At 45.6% G+C, this 18934-nt stretch carries 24 protein-coding genes; 9 read left to right on the forward strand and 15 right to left on the reverse strand.

Going from position 1 to position 18934, the window contains the following annotated elements; all coding sequences use genetic code 11:
• Positions 1-39: 39 nt before the first annotated feature.
• The 7 genes from EVJ20_RS12885 to EVJ20_RS12915 are packed head-to-tail and all read right to left on the reverse strand — an operon-like array spanning position 40 to position 3383.
• Positions 40-522, reverse strand: coding sequence for a hypothetical protein (locus EVJ20_RS12885; RefSeq protein WP_131508407.1), 483 nt, complete (start codon positions 520-522; stop codon positions 40-42).
• A complete protein-coding gene (locus EVJ20_RS12890) occupies positions 497-985 on the reverse strand; it encodes a hypothetical protein (protein ID WP_131508409.1) in 489 nt (162 codons plus the stop codon). Before EVJ20_RS12890 ends, EVJ20_RS12885 begins: the two co-directional genes overlap by 26 nt.
• 6 nt (positions 986-991) lie before the next feature.
• Positions 992-1486 carry a hypothetical protein gene (locus EVJ20_RS12895; protein WP_131508411.1) on the reverse strand — a complete coding sequence of 165 codons (495 nt, stop codon included), beginning with the start codon at positions 1484-1486 and terminating at the stop codon, positions 992-994.
• An 11-nt stretch (positions 1487-1497) separates the two neighbouring features.
• Positions 1498-1959: a hypothetical protein gene (locus EVJ20_RS12900; RefSeq protein WP_131508413.1), complete on the reverse strand. Its 462-nt coding sequence runs from the start codon at positions 1957-1959 to the stop codon at positions 1498-1500.
• An 11-nt stretch (positions 1960-1970) separates the two neighbouring features.
• Complete coding sequence (locus EVJ20_RS12905; protein WP_131508415.1) at positions 1971-2426, reverse strand: hypothetical protein; 456 nt, start codon at positions 2424-2426, stop codon at positions 1971-1973.
• Positions 2427-2437: 11 nt separating this feature from the next.
• Complete coding sequence (locus EVJ20_RS12910; protein WP_131508417.1) at positions 2438-2875, reverse strand: hypothetical protein; 438 nt, start codon at positions 2873-2875, stop codon at positions 2438-2440.
• A gap of 40 nt (positions 2876-2915) precedes the next feature.
• Complete coding sequence (locus EVJ20_RS12915) at positions 2916-3383, reverse strand: hypothetical protein (protein WP_131508419.1); 468 nt, start codon at positions 3381-3383, stop codon at positions 2916-2918.
• A 150-nt stretch (positions 3384-3533) separates the two neighbouring features.
• On the opposite strand from EVJ20_RS12915, the gene EVJ20_RS12920 reads away from it, so the two are divergent.
• Together EVJ20_RS12920 and EVJ20_RS12925 are read left to right on the forward strand one after the other, a co-directional pair.
• Positions 3534-4739 carry an MFS transporter gene (locus tag EVJ20_RS12920; RefSeq protein ID WP_131508421.1) on the forward strand — a complete coding sequence of 402 codons (1206 nt, stop codon included), beginning with the start codon at positions 3534-3536 and terminating at the stop codon, positions 4737-4739.
• 21 nt (positions 4740-4760) lie between these two features.
• On the forward strand, positions 4761-5192 hold the full coding sequence (locus EVJ20_RS12925; protein ID WP_236633783.1) for a MarR family winged helix-turn-helix transcriptional regulator: 432 nt from the start codon (positions 4761-4763) through the stop codon (positions 5190-5192).
• A 41-nt stretch (positions 5193-5233) separates the two neighbouring features.
• On the opposite strand, the gene EVJ20_RS12930 is transcribed toward EVJ20_RS12925, so the two are convergent.
• Together EVJ20_RS12930 and EVJ20_RS12935 are read right to left on the reverse strand one after the other, a co-directional pair.
• Positions 5234-6268 (reverse strand): flavin monoamine oxidase family protein, encoded by a 1035-nt coding sequence (locus EVJ20_RS12930; RefSeq protein ID WP_131508423.1) that lies wholly within the window; start codon positions 6266-6268, stop codon positions 5234-5236.
• The gene (locus EVJ20_RS12935) at positions 6265-6804 is read right to left on the reverse strand and encodes a DUF3841 domain-containing protein (protein ID WP_131508425.1); all 540 of its coding nucleotides are present in this window, start codon (positions 6802-6804) and stop codon (positions 6265-6267) included. The genes EVJ20_RS12930 and EVJ20_RS12935 overlap by 4 nt, the downstream gene beginning before the upstream one ends.
• A 133-nt stretch (positions 6805-6937) precedes the next feature.
• Here EVJ20_RS12935 and EVJ20_RS12940 point away from each other — a divergent pair, with 133 nt between their 5' ends.
• The 3 genes from EVJ20_RS12940 to EVJ20_RS12950 are packed head-to-tail and all read left to right on the forward strand — an operon-like array spanning position 6938 to position 7677.
• A complete protein-coding gene (locus tag EVJ20_RS12940; RefSeq protein ID WP_131508427.1) occupies positions 6938-7165 on the forward strand; it encodes a hypothetical protein in 228 nt (75 codons plus the stop codon).
• Entirely contained in the window at positions 7165-7380 is a 216-nt protein-coding gene (locus tag EVJ20_RS12945) for a hypothetical protein (protein WP_131508429.1), read from the forward strand. Before EVJ20_RS12940 ends, EVJ20_RS12945 begins: the two co-directional genes overlap by 1 nt.
• A gap of 18 nt (positions 7381-7398) precedes the next feature.
• Positions 7399-7677 (forward strand): hypothetical protein, encoded by a 279-nt coding sequence (locus tag EVJ20_RS12950; protein ID WP_131508431.1) that lies wholly within the window; start codon positions 7399-7401, stop codon positions 7675-7677.
• Between the two features lie 36 nt (positions 7678-7713).
• Here EVJ20_RS12950 and EVJ20_RS12955 read toward each other — a convergent pair whose 3' ends face one another.
• The 4 genes from EVJ20_RS12955 to EVJ20_RS12970 all read right to left on the reverse strand — a co-directional run bounded on the left by EVJ20_RS12955 (position 7714) and on the right by EVJ20_RS12970 (position 10314).
• The gene (locus EVJ20_RS12955) at positions 7714-8184 is read right to left on the reverse strand and encodes a hypothetical protein (protein ID WP_131508433.1); all 471 of its coding nucleotides are present in this window, start codon (positions 8182-8184) and stop codon (positions 7714-7716) included.
• 19 nt (positions 8185-8203) lie between these two features.
• Complete coding sequence (locus EVJ20_RS12960) at positions 8204-8869, reverse strand: DUF3841 domain-containing protein (RefSeq protein ID WP_131508435.1); 666 nt, start codon at positions 8867-8869, stop codon at positions 8204-8206.
• Between the two features lie 94 nt (positions 8870-8963).
• Positions 8964-9272: a nucleotide pyrophosphohydrolase gene (locus tag EVJ20_RS12965; RefSeq protein ID WP_131508437.1), complete on the reverse strand. Its 309-nt coding sequence runs from the start codon at positions 9270-9272 to the stop codon at positions 8964-8966.
• Between the two features lie 616 nt (positions 9273-9888).
• Complete coding sequence (locus EVJ20_RS12970; RefSeq protein ID WP_131508439.1) at positions 9889-10314, reverse strand: hypothetical protein; 426 nt, start codon at positions 10312-10314, stop codon at positions 9889-9891.
• 425 nt (positions 10315-10739) lie between these two features.
• Here EVJ20_RS12970 and EVJ20_RS12975 point away from each other — a divergent pair, with 425 nt between their 5' ends.
• From EVJ20_RS12975 to EVJ20_RS12985, 3 genes are all read left to right on the forward strand, one after another.
• On the forward strand, positions 10740-11726 hold the full coding sequence (locus EVJ20_RS12975) for a LytTR family transcriptional regulator DNA-binding domain-containing protein (RefSeq protein ID WP_131508441.1): 987 nt from the start codon (positions 10740-10742) through the stop codon (positions 11724-11726).
• A gap of 131 nt (positions 11727-11857) precedes the next feature.
• Positions 11858-12706 (forward strand): ABC transporter ATP-binding protein, encoded by an 849-nt coding sequence (locus EVJ20_RS12980; RefSeq protein WP_131508443.1) that lies wholly within the window; start codon positions 11858-11860, stop codon positions 12704-12706.
• On the forward strand, positions 12703-13410 hold the full coding sequence (locus tag EVJ20_RS12985; protein WP_131490696.1) for an ABC transporter permease: 708 nt from the start codon (positions 12703-12705) through the stop codon (positions 13408-13410). Before EVJ20_RS12980 ends, EVJ20_RS12985 begins: the two co-directional genes overlap by 4 nt.
• A 199-nt stretch (positions 13411-13609) precedes the next feature.
• On the opposite strand, the gene EVJ20_RS12990 is transcribed toward EVJ20_RS12985, so the two are convergent.
• Complete coding sequence (locus EVJ20_RS12990) at positions 13610-14191, reverse strand: YdeI/OmpD-associated family protein (RefSeq protein WP_131508445.1); 582 nt, start codon at positions 14189-14191, stop codon at positions 13610-13612.
• A 147-nt stretch (positions 14192-14338) separates the two neighbouring features.
• Here EVJ20_RS12990 and EVJ20_RS12995 point away from each other — a divergent pair, with 147 nt between their 5' ends.
• The gene (locus EVJ20_RS12995; RefSeq protein WP_131508447.1) at positions 14339-16360 is read left to right on the forward strand and encodes a phospholipase D family protein; all 2022 of its coding nucleotides are present in this window, start codon (positions 14339-14341) and stop codon (positions 16358-16360) included.
• 357 nt (positions 16361-16717) lie between these two features.
• Here EVJ20_RS12995 and EVJ20_RS13005 read toward each other — a convergent pair whose 3' ends face one another.
• Entirely contained in the window at positions 16718-18889 is a 2172-nt protein-coding gene (locus tag EVJ20_RS13005) for a 3'-5' exonuclease (RefSeq protein WP_131508449.1), read from the reverse strand.
• Positions 18890-18934 lie beyond the last annotated feature (45 nt).

Genomic DNA, 18934 nt, shown 5'->3' on the forward strand with positions numbered 1-18934 from the left:
ACCGATGTCCTGAATCATAAAAAGACGAGTCCCGTTTGATTAGGAACTCGTCTTATGTTCGGTATTCCGTTGTTCTTTTGCTTTGCTCAACACTTTCGCGGTGACATGGTCGTCATCGAACATCAAGATGAATCGATCGAGCCAGCGTGGGGTGAGGATACTGAAAACAATCAAACTGACAATGAGTGCCAGCAGAACTTGAATCGAAACAACACCTGCATGATAGAAAGCGAACAGGCTCAAAATCGCGACGAATCCGATCCATTCGAACACGAAGCCCATGTAGACCCAGCGTGTGTAGCGACGACTTTCGTTGAACGTGAGCAGGAGCTTCGTCTTACGCCACTCCAGGCATAAATACGGGAAATAGGAGATGGCCAAGACAAACGGGAGCCACGTCGGTGCCATATAGCCGACGACGACCGTGGCGATGAGCCCGGCCATCCAAATCCACCACCGTACAAACCAATGGGTATCATCTTGTGCGAGCAGCTGGTTAATGCGTTCTTGTTTTGTCAGCATATGTACTCCTCTCATAAGATCGGTAGCCTTTTGTGATTTCATCTCGTGTCGGTTGATCCGGGTCTGCCTGTTTGAACTGCTTATGTATCGTGTAATGGCTCCAGCCCAAGATCACGAAACAGACACCATAGAGCACCCATCCGAACGTTGGAATGTGTATCCGACTGAGGAAAATCGTCCCCGTGACCAACACAATCCAGAGACTATACATCTGATACAAACGTTTCGTGAGCACCCTTCCTCGTCCGTTCGTAAAAGCCATCAACACCTCACCTTCACGAAGCATGAAACGAACGAGTCCGATGGCGGCAAAGATAGAACCGATGCCCCACATCCACCAGATATCGTCAAAGCCTAACGTGAAAGAGTTAAAAAAGATGAGGGCGACCGTCAGCCAAAAAATGATTTTTTGATGTGGTTCTCGATAAGCTCCGATTGCTTGAATTCGTTCTTGTTTCGTCATACCATTTCAGTCCTTTTCTAATTCATTGATTCCGTCAAGCCGACGCTTCAGCTGCTCACGACTGGCTTTTGCTAGCATACTGGAAGTAACATGTTCCGGGTCAAGTTGCAGCAGTTTCCGATCAATCCAAAACGGCAACAAGATGGCGGGCAGCCCGCCAATCACCATCGCCCACACAAATCCGTCACGGTTCATGTGGCCCGCCAAAAACGAGGCGATAACACTGAACAGTAAGAAGAAAGTGAAGCATAGTAAGAAAAAGTTCGTTTTAATCAGACGACGATACGTCCAGTCGTCATTAAACTGCAGGTAGACAACCGTCTTTTTCCATTCGAAAAACAGCGTCGGCACGAGGCCAACAACCGCGATCATGCTGGAGTAAGTCGTCTGCATCATAAAGTAGAGCGCACCCACGAAAAGGAGTACACTGCTCCCAATCATAAAACGTCGATACGTTTTGTCGACTTGTAACAGCGCTTGGAATCGAGTTTCCCGGTCCATCAGTCTCCTCCTTAGTCCCTAACATTATCGAGTCGAATCTCCCGAAACCTCGGATGCTCCGGGTCGATGTCCGTCAATCGCTCGTCTTGTTTTCGAATCAACCGGTATCCTCCATACAACACACCGATTGTCAGCACCACTATCCACGCATACATCCAACCGAGTTTAATTGTCAGTGCAAACGATAAAATGAATAAGACAAATAGCGCAAACATAGATCCGTTCCGACGGGCGATGATGGTTTTGGCATCCTCTTGCTCAGTCAATTCAACCTCGACCCGATTCGCCTTGAAAAAGATTCCGCCAAGCAGTAACAAGCAGACGAGTGTGCCGGCCACGTACCATCCGTTCCATGAATCCGATTCAATCAAACCTACGAGGCAAAATACCATTGGAAATGTGAGCAGACTTTGAATAACGGCCGTCTTCACATTCGTTTTATAAATCAGATTGATGCGTTGTTGTTTTGTCATCGAATCACTCCTTAAAAACTTTCCCGTTTTACGTCGCGACGCATCGGTTGTTCAGGGTCAATCAGTTTTACCTTCTCATCAAGCAGACGCTCGACAAGCACCAGGGCTAAAGCCGTAAGTGAGAAGACAAAATACGGTACCCAACTAATTGTTTCTAACTTCAAGAGCAACGGGAAAAAGAGACAAATAAAGACAACCATCATAAAATCAAATATATATTGGATGTGAATGATGCGCTTGGCCCGGACCCGCTCGGTAAAGCTGCTCATAAACCGACTTTCGCGAACAATCATCACTCCGTACGCAAACAATGACGCAATCATCAAACTGCCGTACAAGAGAGCGTGTGTCTCGGTTTGCAAAAAGAAGAAAAGAAGCACGCCAATCGGAATCGCAAAACCGAGCCTGACGAGAAGCCATTTGCGATTTCCTTTAATCATTTTCTTTAACCGTTCATGTTTGTTCATAAGAGGCTCCTTTAGTTGTTATCGTTCATGTCACGTGGAACATGTTGCACGTTCACTAGCATTCTCATTTTTCCTTCGAGCACCCATTGGATTACGGACAGACTGAACAGACCGCTAAACAACACGACAATTAGTGTAATCGATTGAAGATTGAGTTCCACCAAAAACAGAAAAACGAAGCCGAGCCACGCTAACATTACAAAATCAATGCCATATAATTGTCGAAAGATACGCTTCATCGTTACATCCCTTCCCGATGAAATCGTTCTGTTTTGAGCAGATAATACAAGCGCCGCAGCTACTAAAGCAAAAATAACTCCTAGACCGTATAGCATGTTATATTCAGCAGCTTCTAGATACAAAATGACAAGTCCACTGATCGGAATGGCCAATCCGAATCGAACCCACGATCGCTTACGTTTGAGTTGATTAAGTTCTTGTTCTGTCATCTCGATTCTCCTTTCATCACCAAGCACTGCACCTATCTAATCAAGCTCTCCAGCTAAATCGCGTGCGCTGAATTTCTCGACGGGTCGGTTGCTCAGCATCTATCCATTCTAGCTGTTGATCAAGTTTGAATTGAGTAAACAAAATTAAGATGGCGCTACCCATAAACAAAATGAATGGACTAAGTGTCAACATACTGAATCGCATCATAAGTGGGAAAATCACAGCCATGATGAAGGCGAACAAATAGTCGAGTTTATATTGGATGCTCACTACCTTTTTAGCTTGCTCATTCAGTGTAAGGCTTTTGACAAAGCTTGATTCTCGTGAGAATAAAACATATGCCGCAATCGTCAGTGCTAGGAGCACCCCTCCCATTAGCCAGGGATTCGCCTCTGTCTGTAAAAAGTAAAATACAAGTACACCAGTGGGAAGCGCAAAGAAAAGTCGTAATACTAACCATTGGGGATTCATCGTTTTTACTTTGCGTAATCGTTCTTGTTTACTCATATCGTTCACCTCTTCTGTAATTATACGTTCATCCGTCTCAAAAAGTTCCGTATTTTTACATTTTTCTCGTCGGTCCGGTTTGCTTGACCAGATTCAAATCTCGTCTTATAGTTTAGTTAACTTAACTTTATTTAAAAACGAGGTCTCCTTATGAACTTGCTACACAATTCCCGTTTCATTTTCACTTGGCTATCCGGCATGACACTAACACTCGGCTTCTCTATCTTCTTTTTGAGTATGTCGTGGCTCACGATCGATGTGTTGAAACAACCGGCCCTGCTCGGAATCATCATGACGGCCGTCTCGTTGCCGCGCGTGATCATGATGGTGTTCGGCGGCGTTTTCGCCGACCGTTATCAAAAGAGTCGTCTCTTATTTTTGACGAACCTCGGGCAAGGCGTCTTGATGCTCGTCGTCGTCGCGTTGCACTTGACCGACGCTTATTCCGTGATCGCCTTAATCCTTATCTCGATTGCGTTCGGACTATTGGACGGCATGTCGTATCCGGCGCTGTCTTCACTCATCCCGTCTCTCGTCAAAAAACACGAGCTCCAACGCGCTAACTCGTTATTCCAAGGGTCGCTCGAGCTCATGTTCGTGATCGGTCCATTTTTAGCCGGTCTTCTGTTGACGTGGGCCGGCTTCGGTCTTAGCTTTAGTACGGCGGCTGCGCTCATCTTTATCTCTGCTTTCTTGATGATGCCGCGGCTGATTCGAGACCATATTCCAGCGGCACAGACGATGTCGCTCAAGCAAGTCGTCTTTGATTTGAAAGAAGGAATCCGCTACGTCTCGAAGACACCGATTTTGCGAAGCGGTACGTTCTCGATTGCGATCGTCAACTTGTTCATCATGGGACCGCTCATCATGAGCATCCCGATCCTCGTCGGTGAACGCGGCGGAACGGCGTTCGACTTGAGTTTGATTGAAGGCGGGCTTGCTGTCGGGACGTTCGTCGCAAGTTTCCTCGTCTTATTGTTACGGTCGGTCCACCGCGGCCTCTTCGTTTTCCGCGCCTTGTTTTTGACGATTGTCGCATTTCTCTTCTACACGCAAGCCGAGTCCATCCCGATGCTCGCTTTCGCGGCGGCCATGAGCGGCTTCATGCTGATGCTCGTCTATTTGCCGGCCGTCACGCTCATGCAAGAGCATAGCGACCAAGATAAGATCGGTCGCGTCATGAGCATCATGGCACTCGCCGCGTCCGGCCTAGAGCCGATCGCGTTCGCCGTGCTATCAATCCTTGTCGCGTTGTCCGTTCCGATTCAAACGCTCCTCATCACGTTTGGTATAATCGGACTAGCATTTAGTATCGTTCTGTATGTGCGGAGCCAGACGTTCCGTGACACACGTTAAGGAATGAAAGGAGAACGGGTTTTGAAAGAGATACGCAAACAACAAGTCATTGAGATGTATCGTCAAGTCGACGAGCTCGACTTGTTGTTCACCAAATACTTTACCGACTTGAACGAGTTTGAACTCAGTTACCAGCAAGAACAGATGTTGCTGCTCTTCAAACGAAAAGACACATGGACGACGACCGAGATCGCGACGAAGATGAATATCTCAAAAAGTGCGGTCAGCCAAGTACTCAAGGTGCTCGAACAACGCCAGTTCGTCCAAAAAGAGAAAAATCCGGACAACTTGCGTGAGAGCTTCATCCGGCTCGGTCCGGTCGGCCTCGACTACTCGAAACAAGTCGATCGAATCGAAGAACAGCTCGCCGAAGAGATGTTCTCCGTGCTCGAGGATGACGAGATGAAGATGATCAATCGCGCGCTCGCGTTGATGATTCAGAAGTTCAAATAAAAATGCGTATCGTCCCGACTTGGGAGGATACGCATTTTTGGTTAGAGTTGCTCGACGACCCGGATTGCAGAACGAAGTGCCCCTTCGATATGACCGCCGAACATGGAATCCGTCTCGGTCCCAGCAAGTGAGAGACGTCCTGCCCAAGCGGTGTCGAGCGTAATCGGTCCGTAAACAGGGAAGTCGGTCAACGGTTGGGCATCTTGCGAACTTGCCGTGTCGCGGTCACTCGACCAATCCACGTACAAGACGTCACGCGGCTCGCGTGCCTCTTCCCCGAACAGTCGAACGAGTTGCTCGACGACGAGACGATTGAGCTCGTTCCGGTCTAGTGTGGCCCGCTCAGCAGGTGATAACCGGAAGAAACCGAACAGTGCCCCGTACCCTCCCGGCGCTGACGCGTCATGAATCTCCTGCAACACTCCGGACCAACTCATACCGAGCCCCGATAAGCCGGCGTCTCGCCAAAACGGTCGGTCATACACGGCGACCACTTTCGCTTGTCCGGCCATCCACGTTGGTGTAGCCGACAGCTTCGCCTTCGTCGCTTCAGACAGTTCCGGTTGAAACGAGATGCGTGAGACGAGCCGTGGCGGGATGGCTAACATGACATGTTGGAACGTTTTTGACGATCCTGCTTCGACCGTGACCGATACCCCGTCTTCTGTCTGTCGAATCGACGTGACGGTCGTCTCGAGTTCGATTGTCCCTTCTGGAAGTCTCCCAGCGAGCGCTGTGGTCAGTGTCGCCATACCGCCTTCAAGTCGCATCGATAGAACGGTCTGCTCGGGTGGCAACGTGTGGCGCTCGATCACGCCAACTTTCCGCTCGAGCATCAAGTCACCGGTCGTATGTTGTGGGAACACCGGAAGTCCGAGCCGATCGACGAGTTGCGTGATCGTCTTCTCGGTATCCGGCCAATACCATGTCGGACCGAGGTCGAAGCCGTTTTGGCTCAACACCCGTCCGCCGATGCGATCGCGTGCTTCAAATACGGTAACGTCATAGCCTTTTTCGATAAGGAGCGAGGCGGCGTAAAGGCCGCTGACACCAGCTCCGATAATGGCGATTTTCATAATGTTGCTCCTTCCTCGATAAACGTCGTCACGTCAAGCACTTGGCCGACCTCGATTCGATTGACGAGATAGTAGTATTTCGTGTTCGTTTCGGGATACTCCTCAACTACTGCCTCGCACCAATCCTGGTCGAACATCTTCTCCCATGACGTCTGCAATTCTTCTTCACTTGTCGCCTCCCTGTCCTCGAACGTCAAAAACCAACGATTCACAGCAAAGTTCCAATAGCCCGCCTCTATCGCGAGTACACTTAAATCCGGCAAATCGACGGTCAAGACGACCCCGGGCTCTCCCGGCTCAAGATAACCTCCTCGTCCGACGTCTGGAACCGTATCACTCAACCAAACGGGATACGCTCCCGCGAGCGACAGACCCGTCCGTTTTTCGTATTGTCCGGCCAGCCAGTTATAGGCAGGGCGATATAATGCCAACTCTTCATCTTGAAACACAGCATATTCTGGGTCGCCGAACAAGTAACCTCGTTTTTCTGCGGCTTCCCAAGCTGCTGCGTGTTGATATGTATAGTAAATTGCCATAATCGAACTCCTTTAATGTCTGTTATCTATAGCATAACGAACGTGAGGTCAATCCATCCACCCTCGAGCTCTTTGAGTTTGTATGAATTTGGAAGTATACTAGTCGTGTGGATTACGTAAAGGAGGAAAGAGGATGAATGTTTTAATCACATTACTATTTAGTTTATTGGCAATAATTGTCCCACTCGCGTTAATCATTACCGGCATCGTATTGATCGTTCGATTTATCGGTCGTTATGAAAAACGAGCTGACACGCGACTCGAGCTGGAGCGTCAAGCCGCAGCTCATCAGCAACAACAGTTCGACGTTTTAGTGGAACGTCTCGAACGAATCGAAGAAAAGATGGAGGCACGTCCTTAATGTCGACATCACTCACGATTTGGACGAAACGTCTCGTCATCACAGCCATCATCGGCGGTGTGGTGCTATTTTCGACGATTGCCTGCCAACGCGTATTTAACATGTCAGAAATTAATCTGTTGGTCGATACGGCGGACGAACAACAACTCAGTTACGAGTTAATTATTCATAACCCGCTGACGAACGCATATAGCTTCACCATCATGCCTGACTAAAGCGAAAGGAGTGTTTCCATGGAGTTGAACACCATGTTCTTAATCGCATCGCTCCTGCTAAACGCCTTTTTAATCAATGTAATTGCTGAGCAAGCAAAAGACGTACGTGCACTGCGGCGAAAGCAAATTCAGAGCGATCCTCTCATACTAGACGAGGCGTTGGCTGCAATAGTGAAAGAGAAAATTGATACGCATGGGGTCGTCACGGCCGTAAAGTTTTTACGGGAGACTCATGACATGTCACTACTTGAAGCAAAACGACTAGTCGACCGCATCACTGGTCGATCGACTTCATAAAAGGGAGTAGCGCGCGCTACTCCCTTTTGATTGATTTCATTTCGGAAAGAAACCGACTTTTCCTCGTTCGTAGACTTTATGTGTGACGTGCTCCGGGTCGATGTTAGCAAGCCTTTGATCAATCTTAGAAGAGGCAATCCATGCAAATAGATTGAACGCCACAACGAGAATCAAAATATTCGCTTGTTCTGGACGTAACAGCAACGTCACAATCAACATACAAAAAATTACGATGACCGCCATCCCGCTCCAATATTCATACCAGACGAGTCGCCGATAGTCGGGAGCATCGTTGAACGTGAGCAACGTCTTCGTTCGTGACCATATTTTGACGAACCCAATGGCTGGAATGAACAAGACGAACCAAATTAGTTCAGCGAGTCGACGCTCGCCGGTGAACCAAAATATAAGGCCGAGTAAGACGATGAACAATCCAAGAAGGAACGCTTGGCGGGTGGAACGTTTCCCCGCTTCGTATAAGTGATCAAACCGTTCGCGTTGGGTCATGAATCCTGTCTTCCCCTCTTCAACTGATTTCTTTAAAATGACAGTTTCCTTGCCAATGGAATGGAATCGACTTCTTCAAACCAAGTCGATAGCCGAGACGCCACCCAAATCCTCGGATCCGGTCCGACCAACTGTCATTCAAGTTTTGGAACGGCATGACGGCTCGGACTTGATGTAGCTCGATGCGATGAATCACGTATTGATAGTCAGGTGCCTCGATTGACCGATTGACCGCCATCTCTTCGCACCACTTTCGATCAAAGATTTTTTCCCAAGACTTTCGTGTATATGCCGGGTCAATGTCTTCCCGGTGGTCAAATGCTTCGGCTGTATCGCAAAAAGTAGAGTTATACGGAACGAAGTCCCAAAATGAAATTTCCGAAGCCAACACTTGATCGTCCGGTAATTCAACCGTCAACACAACACCTTTGTTTCCTTGTCCGATATGTCCGTCAGTGCTTAGGTCAGGAAACTCGTCCAAACACCAGACCGGATAGTTTCCATTCAGCGAAATCCCAATTCGTTGCTCATATTGTTCAACCATCCAGTCGTAAGCGGGTTCGAAAAATCCGAACCCTTCGTCATTGAACATGGCGAATTGAGGGTCACCTTGTAGATATCCTCTCTCCAATGCTACTTTCCAAGCGTCTTCATGCTGATACGTATAATAGATGCCCATATTCATTAACCCTTTCTCCACTTGTTCTTTCCTCACTTTATCCGATTTCACATCAACAAGTAGTGAAAAAAATGGTCAAGGTTGATTGATCGATTAAATCTTAGGCGTTCGGACTCGGATATTTCACCGCATTTTTCTCGAGCTTCTCTTCTATCGCTTGCGACACATCGATCCTTGCCGCATGGGCGAACGTCAGCGCATAAATGAGGACATCCGCAAGCTCTTCTTTCATCTCGACTTGTTTCGTCTCGAGCGCTTCTTCGCTCGACACCCATTGAAACAACTCCAACAGTTCGCTCGCCTCGAGTGATAACGATAGCGCTAAGTCTTTCGGGTTATGATGGAATGCCCAGTCACGCTCATCGCGGAATTCGATCACTTTGTCCATCAGTCGTTGTACTTCGTTCATATTCACACCGTCTTTCTTTGCACTAATTAAATTCCTCATTATTCATTCAAGGTTTTATACATATCCTACCATTCCTGATTTGGCCGATTAGGTTACGTATTCATTATCAAAAAATTAATCGTAACTATAAAACCAATACACAAATAAATGAAATTCAAGAATTTTATTGTTTAATTAATTAATTTTATTTTTTGATAGTGATTTATGTATTATAATAAGGTTTGGTTTTAAATAACATTAAAAGGAGAATTTTATGAAAATTAAAAAAAGAAAATACAAGCTGATTTGGAAAGGTGGATATTGCTATATTTGCGGAGACACATTCAATTATCTTTGTGATGATTGCGGGCACTGCAGATGGTGTTGTAGTTGTTAATCATGAAACGCACTTAAGACGTATGGACATATAGTCTCATACGTCTTAAGTATCGAGTAAATGTTTTTTAATTTAAATAATGCGCTTTGTCATTTTGCGGTGGGGCTTTTAGTCGGTCGCGGTTTGCCCGCATCACTTCTTTTTCCTCTCCATTTACCATCAGAATTTTTTGATCTTACATTTCCTGCAGTTGGACCTGTCTTTACAAGAGGACCTTTCGTATCTTTTGGGCTAGGCATATTAAATCTCTCCTTTATTAATTTGTTTTTGAATAACATATTTAAGTGCGATTTTTAATTCTCCATCCGCACTTTCGTACCGTTGATGCAAATCAGATACACTATAATATCCAGATTCGATTTTTTTCACATGCTCGTTGATCAATACATTTCTCTCTTTAATTTCTTTACCTAAAGCAAGTTTGTAGTATCCACCTGCACCTGGATATTTTTGTTTAAGCGTGTCATATGATAAATTTTGAGACTTAACTAACTTATGGATTTTTTCCAACTCTTCATCTCGTTTTTCAACCTTCTTCATATGCTGATCATGCTTTTTTTCAACATGTGACGCTGCTGAGTCTAATGTTTTGGAGACCTTGCCTCCTGATTTGTCATCTAAATACTCAAGAATTATTTCGCCAAAAAATTGCACTAGAAAATTCATCGAAATCACCCTATTCAATTTTTAATTATATATTACAATAAAATTCAATATAATTGATTTGAAATTGTATAATATGGTAAATGATTTATAGGTGTTTTTTTAACTATAATCTGATTAGAAAAACTTACCGATTACATACTCTTTAATGATTTTCATATTATATTAAAAATTACATAATCCCTATATTTGATTTCTGTCATAAAGAAGCTTTATTTGCTTTCCCTTATTGCTAATTATTCGTATTTTTTCTTTCAACATGGACTTTCTATTCTATAACTCTCTCCTTCAACCATTTCATGAATTCACTGCTGAGAAATTCTAACGTCAGTTTAATCTTTGTTTGGTATATATAGTGAACTTTTATTCGAGAACTGTAAAAAAAATATAGATAGATGATATAATCCCACTAAAAAGGGAGGGATTTGGTGCTTACTTTCGACAACGTCTCTGTTCGCCAACAGGATACGCTCATCCTTGAAAATATCTCGTTTACCATCAATCCCGGTGAAATCGCGGCCATTCACTGCGGCGTCACTTCCCGGGAAATACTGTTCGCGCTACTGACCGACAAGTATGCGACCTACTCTGGAACCATCGATACAGAAAATCGTACGCTTTCGCTCTTCTCTATCCGTGACGGTTTATATGATCGACTGACGGTCGAGGAATTCTTGCGTTTCACACACACGCTCTACGAATCGACGGAATCACTGGATGCCGTCCTTCAAACCGTTCAACTCACCCCTTACCGGAACAAACGATTGAACCAACTCAGTCTGTCGCTCGTCCGGCGCGTCCAATACGCCTCGCTCCTCTTACATAATCGGGACATCTACGTCCTCGAAGAACCGGATCAGAACGTCGACCAAGAGACACGGCATTTGTTCGCGACCGTCTTGATGCAACTGAAGCAACAACAAAAGACGATCCTGCTTCTGACGAGCAACATGGAGAGTGCCCTCTTCGTCACATCGACCGTCTATCGCATCGACCACCGGCACTTGCGCCTACTCGATGTCGAACCTGATGAACCGGATGCGAACGAAGATGTCACGCCTGACGTCATGCACGTCCGCTTCGAAAAGATTCCGACAAAAGTGAACGAGAAAATCGTCTTGCTCGACCCGCCAGAAATCGACTACATCGAAAGCCAGGACGGACAATCCATGTTGCATAGCCAATCCGAACAGTTCCCGAGCGTCTTCACGATGAACGAACTCGAGACGCGTCTGACTCCTTACGGCTTCTTCCGCTGCCACCGGTCGTACATCGTCAACCTCCAACGGGTACGAGAAGTCATCACGTATACGAAAAACAGTTTTAGTCTCGTCTTAGATGATGCCGAGAAGACGACCATTCCGCTCTCAAAGACGAAAATGGCCGAATTGAAGACGATGATCGGGCTGAAATAAGCTCCATTCACCGTCTCCTTCGCTCCACTCGCTCCTCAAAAAGCGCCGTTTATCGCCATTCTAATGCGTCCGCCTTTTCCTCTCGATATGATGTAAGCAAGCAAGACGACATCAACAAGGAGGAACGAGAGATGCAGGATATCATTACAGTGAATCAATTGAAAAAGTTGTTCGGCAATGAAGAGGCGCTACAGGACGTGACGTTTTCCGTTAAAAAAGGAGAGGTGTTCGGCTTTCTCGGACCGAGTGGATCCGGGAAGACGACGACCATTAAAATCTTAACGTCACAACTCGCCCAGACCTCAGGTGACGCGACCGTGTTCGGTGTCCCGGTCTCCGAGTTAAAACAAGAACAGTATCGGAAACGGATCGGCGTGTTGACCGATAACAGTGGCCTCTATACACGTCTCTCGATTGAAGAAAATCTGCAACTCTATTGCGACCTATACGACGAGCCAAGAACACGAATCGATGAAGTGCTCCAGATGGTGAACTTGGCTGGAGAACGCAAAAAACGCATCTCTGCTTTATCACGTGGGATGCTGCAGCGGGTGACACTGGCCCGGGCGTTGTTACATGAACCAGAATTACTATTTTTAGATGAGCCGACGTCCGCGCTCGATCCGGTCAACTCGCGACACATCTATAAAGGGATTGAGCGGTTGAAGGCAAAAGGGACGACCATCTTTTTGACGACGCACGATATGAACGAGGCCGAAGAACTGTGTGACCGCGTCGCTTTCTTGCATCAAGGGGAGATTCAATTGCTAGACGCTCCGAAAAAATTGCGCCGGAAATATGCGAATGGCTCGATGCGCGTCGAACTGCATGACGGGGAAACGATTGAATTAAAACAAGGAAAAGACGGGGCCGACTGGCTTCATGAACAGATGCGCGACCAAAACATCGCGGCCATCCATTCGAACGAGCCGACGCTCGGGGACATCTTTATCGAAGTGACGGGGAGGAAATTATCATGACATTTTCAATGAAACGGGCACTCGCTATTTTCCAGAAAGACTATAAAGATTTGTCGCGGAACTTATTCGTGTCGTCGACGCTGATTATGCCGATCTTTTTTGCCGTCTTCTATTCACAGCTCGGCGGAGAAGGCATCGACATCACGTACTTCGTCATCAACATCACGTTCAGTCTCGTCGCGACGTTCGTCCAGTGCGCCTTGATTGCCGAAGAGAAAGAGAAGAACACGCTCCGTGGGTTGATGTTGTCGCCAGCGAGCACGCTCGACATCTTGCTCGGGAAGAGCGCGCTCACGTTCGTGACGACGCTCATCCTTATCGCAGCGTGTGCCTTCATCATGGGCTACAGCCCTGCGAATCTATTCGTCATCTCACTCGCATTGATCGTCTCGACGTTCTTTTATATCGGGATTGGGACGATACTAGGCTTGATGACGAAGACGGTCATGGAAGCCTCGCTCATCGTCATGCCAGCGTTCTTCTTCTTCTCGTTTTCACCGATGTTGTCAGTGTACGAAGACCGGTTCGCGATCATCGGCCTTCTCGACTACTTACCGAACGTTGTCTTAATCGATCTTGCGTTTCAGATTGAGGCTGGCGCTGGACTCGGCTCTACATGGGTGGAGCTTCTGATTCTGTCCGCCTGGGCGCTCGTCACGTTCGTCGGAAGTATTGTCATGTATAACCGGAAACAGACGGACTAAAAAAAGCGACGATGTTACTCGTCGCTTTTTTTGAAGCGTTCTTTTAAATCAACTCCATAGAGAAACATGTAGGATAGGCACGCAGGTAACACGGTAAGCAATGGAACTTTTCTATGAATTCCTAACCCTTCATCGTGAATTCCATAATCAATGGCCCAGTAAGCGAGAATGATGGATAACAACAATCCTAGAAGTTTGATCATGTATTAAACCTGTCATCTAATAAACGTCCATTATCATTCCACTGTCCGTACATCTCGTTCGCTTTCGTTTTCTCAATGAACTTATCAAGCCGTTTCACATACAAATCGCGATCTTGACGAACACTTTGTATCGTATCGGTGCGGATGCGGCGATACAGTTCGGGAAAGCCGTTAAAGTGTCGATACAGCTGTGTATCTTCTTGCAATCGCGCTATGATTTCCTCATCAATGACAAACGACTCACGTCGCATATCAGGCAGAACACGCATCCCGCTCTCTGTCATTAACCCCAATCGTTGTAGTCTGCGTACGCGTTCTTTATTCAACTCGGTCCAGTTGCTTCGTTTTCGTCTTGGTGAAAAGCGCTGCGCTAATTCCCCAGCTGCCGTCTTTTTCGCAATCCCATCAATCCATCCGAAACATAACGCTTCTTCCACCGCGTCTAAATACAATAGTCCATCGCTGCTCCCCTTCCGACTGAGGATGACCCAGCAAAACGATTGTTCGTCTTGATGTGATTCTAGCCATTTTCGAAAGTCGTTCCGATGCTGGAATCGCAGGACCTGGTCAATTTCCATGTGTGTTCCCTCCCCTATCAATCTTTTTCTTTATTATCTTATGTACGAAGACGGGAGGTAAACAAAAAGCAGATCTTATACATTCCTCTTCATCCTAGGACTGTTATGAGTTAGAATCGGGAATATTTACATACGGAGGTGAAAACAATGATTCGTTACTATAATACAGACGAAGAACGATTTATTGAGACAACGTTTGAAGACGAAATTCGCGGATACGACTCATTTCGTGCCATCACTTATGTTACTTCATTCGAGATTATCAACGATTTAATGGCGTCCTTTAAAAAGGTTCAAATCATTCATGGATTCCCAGGAACATCTTTTCAACTTATCAACCACCTCCTCGATATTTTAAAACGTATTGAAGATATTCGCTTACTAACACCAGAGACGTTCAATGCGCTGTTTGATGAGCGTTTAGAAATATTTCTGGCTCACTCCATTCCAATTCATCATAAGACCTATATTTTAGAAAAAGACAGTCATTATAAAATTTTATCTAGCAGTGCCAATTTAACAATTTCTGCGCTTCAAGGGAGAAACCATGAGATGCTCTTTATTTGGACGGGTCATACAAGTGATCCGTTTTATCAACAAATGGATCAGATGTGGTCAGAAATCAAAAAAGACACGATTGATTACATCGATCCTTCTTCATTAGATTCAGTGTTAAACAATCCCGAAGAAGTAATCGAGTCGTTTATAACGGATGTCACAGTCCCACAGACACTCGTTCAAGAAGCAAAACCAGAAATTGAAAAACATCACTCTCAAAAAGTGGATACCATCTTTGAAGAAAAAGCAGCGCCATCCTTCTTACCGCTCGTTTTAACGAAAACAGGACGACGTAAAAAAATTAAAGTCGAAGAAATTCGAAAACAAGTTCATCTTGCAGTCGATGAACGATTATCAAGTTATGACGTATCGAAACAATCTCTGTGGCAATTCGATTTTGACGTGCATGATTTCATCATCGGTGAAGACTACTTGCAAGATTTAGTTCGAGACAAAGAACTCCCTTCCGCTGAAGGAATTATCGATATGATTGAAAGCTATGATCAAAATAAATTCAGTGATGAGCGTCATCAAGTTTTCACTGGAATCGTATATTTGTTGACCTCTCCGCTCATTTGGAAAATCCGTGAAATCTACACAGAACATCATCTCCCAAAAGAAGATGTTCCTGTCGTGATGAATATTGTCGGTGATGGACAAACAGGAAAAACGACGCTCGTGCGTGAGTACTTTTCGACCCTATATGACTATCCTTCTCTCCCCACCTTTTCCATGTTAAAGAATGCCCCAAAAGGAAAAAAAACGAGTTCTCGGATTGCTAACGACTACATTGACGGCTATCTCCACTCTGACTGGGTTAACCCACTCATCATTGATGAAGTACCGAACAATTTTTTTACAACTACGAGCGGTGAAAACAATGTAAAGTCTTGGTCGAACGATCGTACAGGAATCTTTCCGATTTTAATCACCACTTCAAATATTTCAGGCGCACTCGCCAAACCCCAACTCCTTCGTCGCATCTTAATGATCCCAATCGATTCTAAGTATCGCGAATCGAAAGACCAACCGTTTGACGTGTACCAACTTATGAACAACCTTGATCCGCTGTTCCCTCTATTTTTTCTAGATATGTTGGCAAAACGTCTCGACCGAATTTCACTAGAAGATATTGAGCGACTCAAAGCGGACTATTTGGCGCTATCAAAAGAAGTACTATTCACACTATCTCCTGAGCTGAAAACATATGCGACCGAAAATGGATTCCTTACAAATTACGATATCGTCAATCACAGAGGGAAGACACTGTGGGCAATGACACTTATGTCGAAGGCTGATCACATCTGCGTCAACCCGAAAAATGAAAATGAAATTATTGTATACGAATCTGCATTTAAAACACATCACGATCGGACAGAGGCTAAGACGTTTTTACCTGGTGGTGTACTCGTGCAAAGTGGTGGGAACAGCTTAACGTTAAACAGCGAGTTACTTGAACAGTTCGTTGGATTCTCGATTCAAACGGTTTGGGACAATCAATCTGCCTCCCGAACCGGTAAACAAATCGCCGATGCGATGGCAAAACAATTAGCTCCGTTATTGGAAAACAAGAAAAAGCCTTCACGATGGAAGGCTTGGTGGAAAAAATAATGATTCTAGATTGAGGTTGTTAAACTAGTTGCTTCACCGCATTCTTTACAAGCTTGTTCTCAATCGCCTATGATATTTCATTGCCCGCACATGTGCGAACGTCAACGTATAAATTATCGCATCTGCAAGTTCTTTTTCCATCTTTACTTTCTTCGTCTCAAGCGCTTCTTCGCTCGACACCTATTGGAACAACTCCAACAGTTCGCTCGTCTCAAGCAATAACAACAACGACAAGTCTTTCGGATTAGGGTGGAACGCCCACTCGCGCTCATCGCGGAATTCAATCACTTTCTCCATCAATCGTTGTATTTAGTTCATTTGGGTTTCCTCCTTCCTTTTGTTTTACAGACCACCTCATTAACGATTAATAACAAGACGTTGTCGTTGATCACTTAACAATGGTGAAAATTCATCCGTCGTATGAATAACCACTTCATGCAATGCCCGAGTTAACGAAACATATAATCTTCTAGCTTCTTTTGCTTCTTCCGGGTAGGTATTTTCATTCACATCTAGTAAAAGTACAGCATCAAATTCCATTCCACGAAGATAGTCAATCGTCGAAATAATGATTTTATCGTCGACCTTCGTCGTCTCTGAACGAATCAATTGAGTCTCAAGTTGTAGTTTAGAATGGAGGAATGTAGCTCGCTCCATCGTCGGTGTGATAATACAAATCGATAGACCCTCATTCTGCCAATTACGAAGTACGTTTTTTAATTCATTGCTCTTTTTCGTGCGCAAGTAAGTGATTGGTGTTCCTGCTCGTTCGAACGGATCAATCCACGACGTATCATGTCCTGCATCATGTAAAATATCTTTTGCCACTTTGACGATTGGCTTCGCAGTACGGAACGTTTTTGTTAAGTACTCAATCGTCCAATTCGATCGTCCATGCGTTTGAATCGCTTCCCATGATTCCAGCTCAAGCGACCGGTAGCTTTGAAGCGTATCGCCAAACACCGTCATTCCATAGCACAACTTCTCGAGCACGAAAATGTCGAGCGGTCGAAGCGTCTGTCCCTCATCGACAAAGAGATGACTCCATTTGTCTGGGTATCCGTTCGTCTCATAATGAAGATACATCCAGAAGGAGCGGTCGAGCTCAGTCGGACGTTTTAACTTATGCCACATTTCCAATAGTTCTTCTGGTTGCGTTTTTTTGAGATAAACGAGACGACCTGGTTGTTTCATGATTGACCAAATTGTGGCAGCCTCAAGCTTCGTCGTCTTCTTCCAGAAGTCGACGATTTGTAGATACTCTCGTTTTTCACGGGCCAATTGCCGCTTCATATTTTCTTGCATTAATTGTTCAAGCGTACGAGTTTTCGTCGAATCTAAATCCCCGCTCCATCTCTGCATATCCGTAATCAGTTCGTTCTTATACTTCTCTTTGTTCAAGATAGATGTTCGTTCCGATTCACTGCGGATCATTTGTAAAATCCGTTCCGTTTGTGCACGTCCAGGACGTTCTTGGCCGAACCAAATAGCCAGTGCCCGTTCATGTAATTCCTCTAAACCTTTAATTGGTTCGTATCGTCTAAGCAATACAGCGACGTCCTCGTACCATTCTTCGATCGCCGCTTCAGCCCATTCGAATAAATCTCGTCCTTGGTATAACGGAAGAAGTTCGTGAACGATACTCGCTGAAAAGTCTTTGGAGGACACCGTCTTTAACCATTCATCAAATGCCATCGTTGACACCGATTGAATTTGTAAGTGTTCCGCGTCCTTCAACAGTTGATGAATCGTCGCCTCATTAGGAGCTAAATAGAGCATCTTCCGACGTTCATCTTGATACTGTAAGTAAGACATCCGGTGCAACGCCGTCAACGATTTCCCGGTCCCGGCCGCCCCTTGGACAATCATATATGTATTGGCCGGTGCTTGGATGATATGGTTCTGTTCGGCTTGGCGCGTCGCGATGAACCCGTCGATCGAGCGATCTTTTTGTTTCTTTGTCAGTTCCCGCTCCATGAAGTTCTCTTGTGGCACATCTGTTACAGGCGAAGGCTTTTTAAACGTCGCCTTGATTTGATCCGTAAACCGTTTCGTCAGTGACGCAGGACGTCGTTTTGTGTCACGACGATGACTCGCCTGCACGACGCGTCGTTGTTTCCGGTCAAGTTCGAGCTGCGTCATCCCGATGATGTCACCGCCCGGCATCTCAATCGTCTCCCCATTGAACATAGAGGCACGCATCGCCATTTCACTCCGCCAATCAAGGACGAGTGGAATCTCAGGCGAGCGCGGATGGGCCACCCCGAATTTACCAACCGGATACGTCTCTTCTTCGCCTTCGTCCTCAACCACAAATGTGAAGGAATACAGCTCGTTCAATGCATCTTCGTATTGTTGCCTTTCCTGTGCATTCTCCGAACGACGTGAGTGCCCCCGCATATCAATCATTTCATAGTCGCTTGATTCAAGTCCTGGCTTGTCGCCATGTGGTTTGCCATGCAAATGCGATTCGATGACCAGACAAAACTCATCGAGTCGACGTTGTTCATTATCTAATACTGCCTTCATCCCTTGCACCCCTGGTAGTTTGATATCCTCATTTTACCAAATTTA

It is taken from the genome of Exiguobacterium sp. SH0S1, from assembly GCF_004337165.1.
In the GTDB taxonomy this organism is placed as follows: domain Bacteria; phylum Bacillota; class Bacilli; order Exiguobacteriales; family Exiguobacteriaceae; genus Exiguobacterium; species Exiguobacterium aurantiacum_A.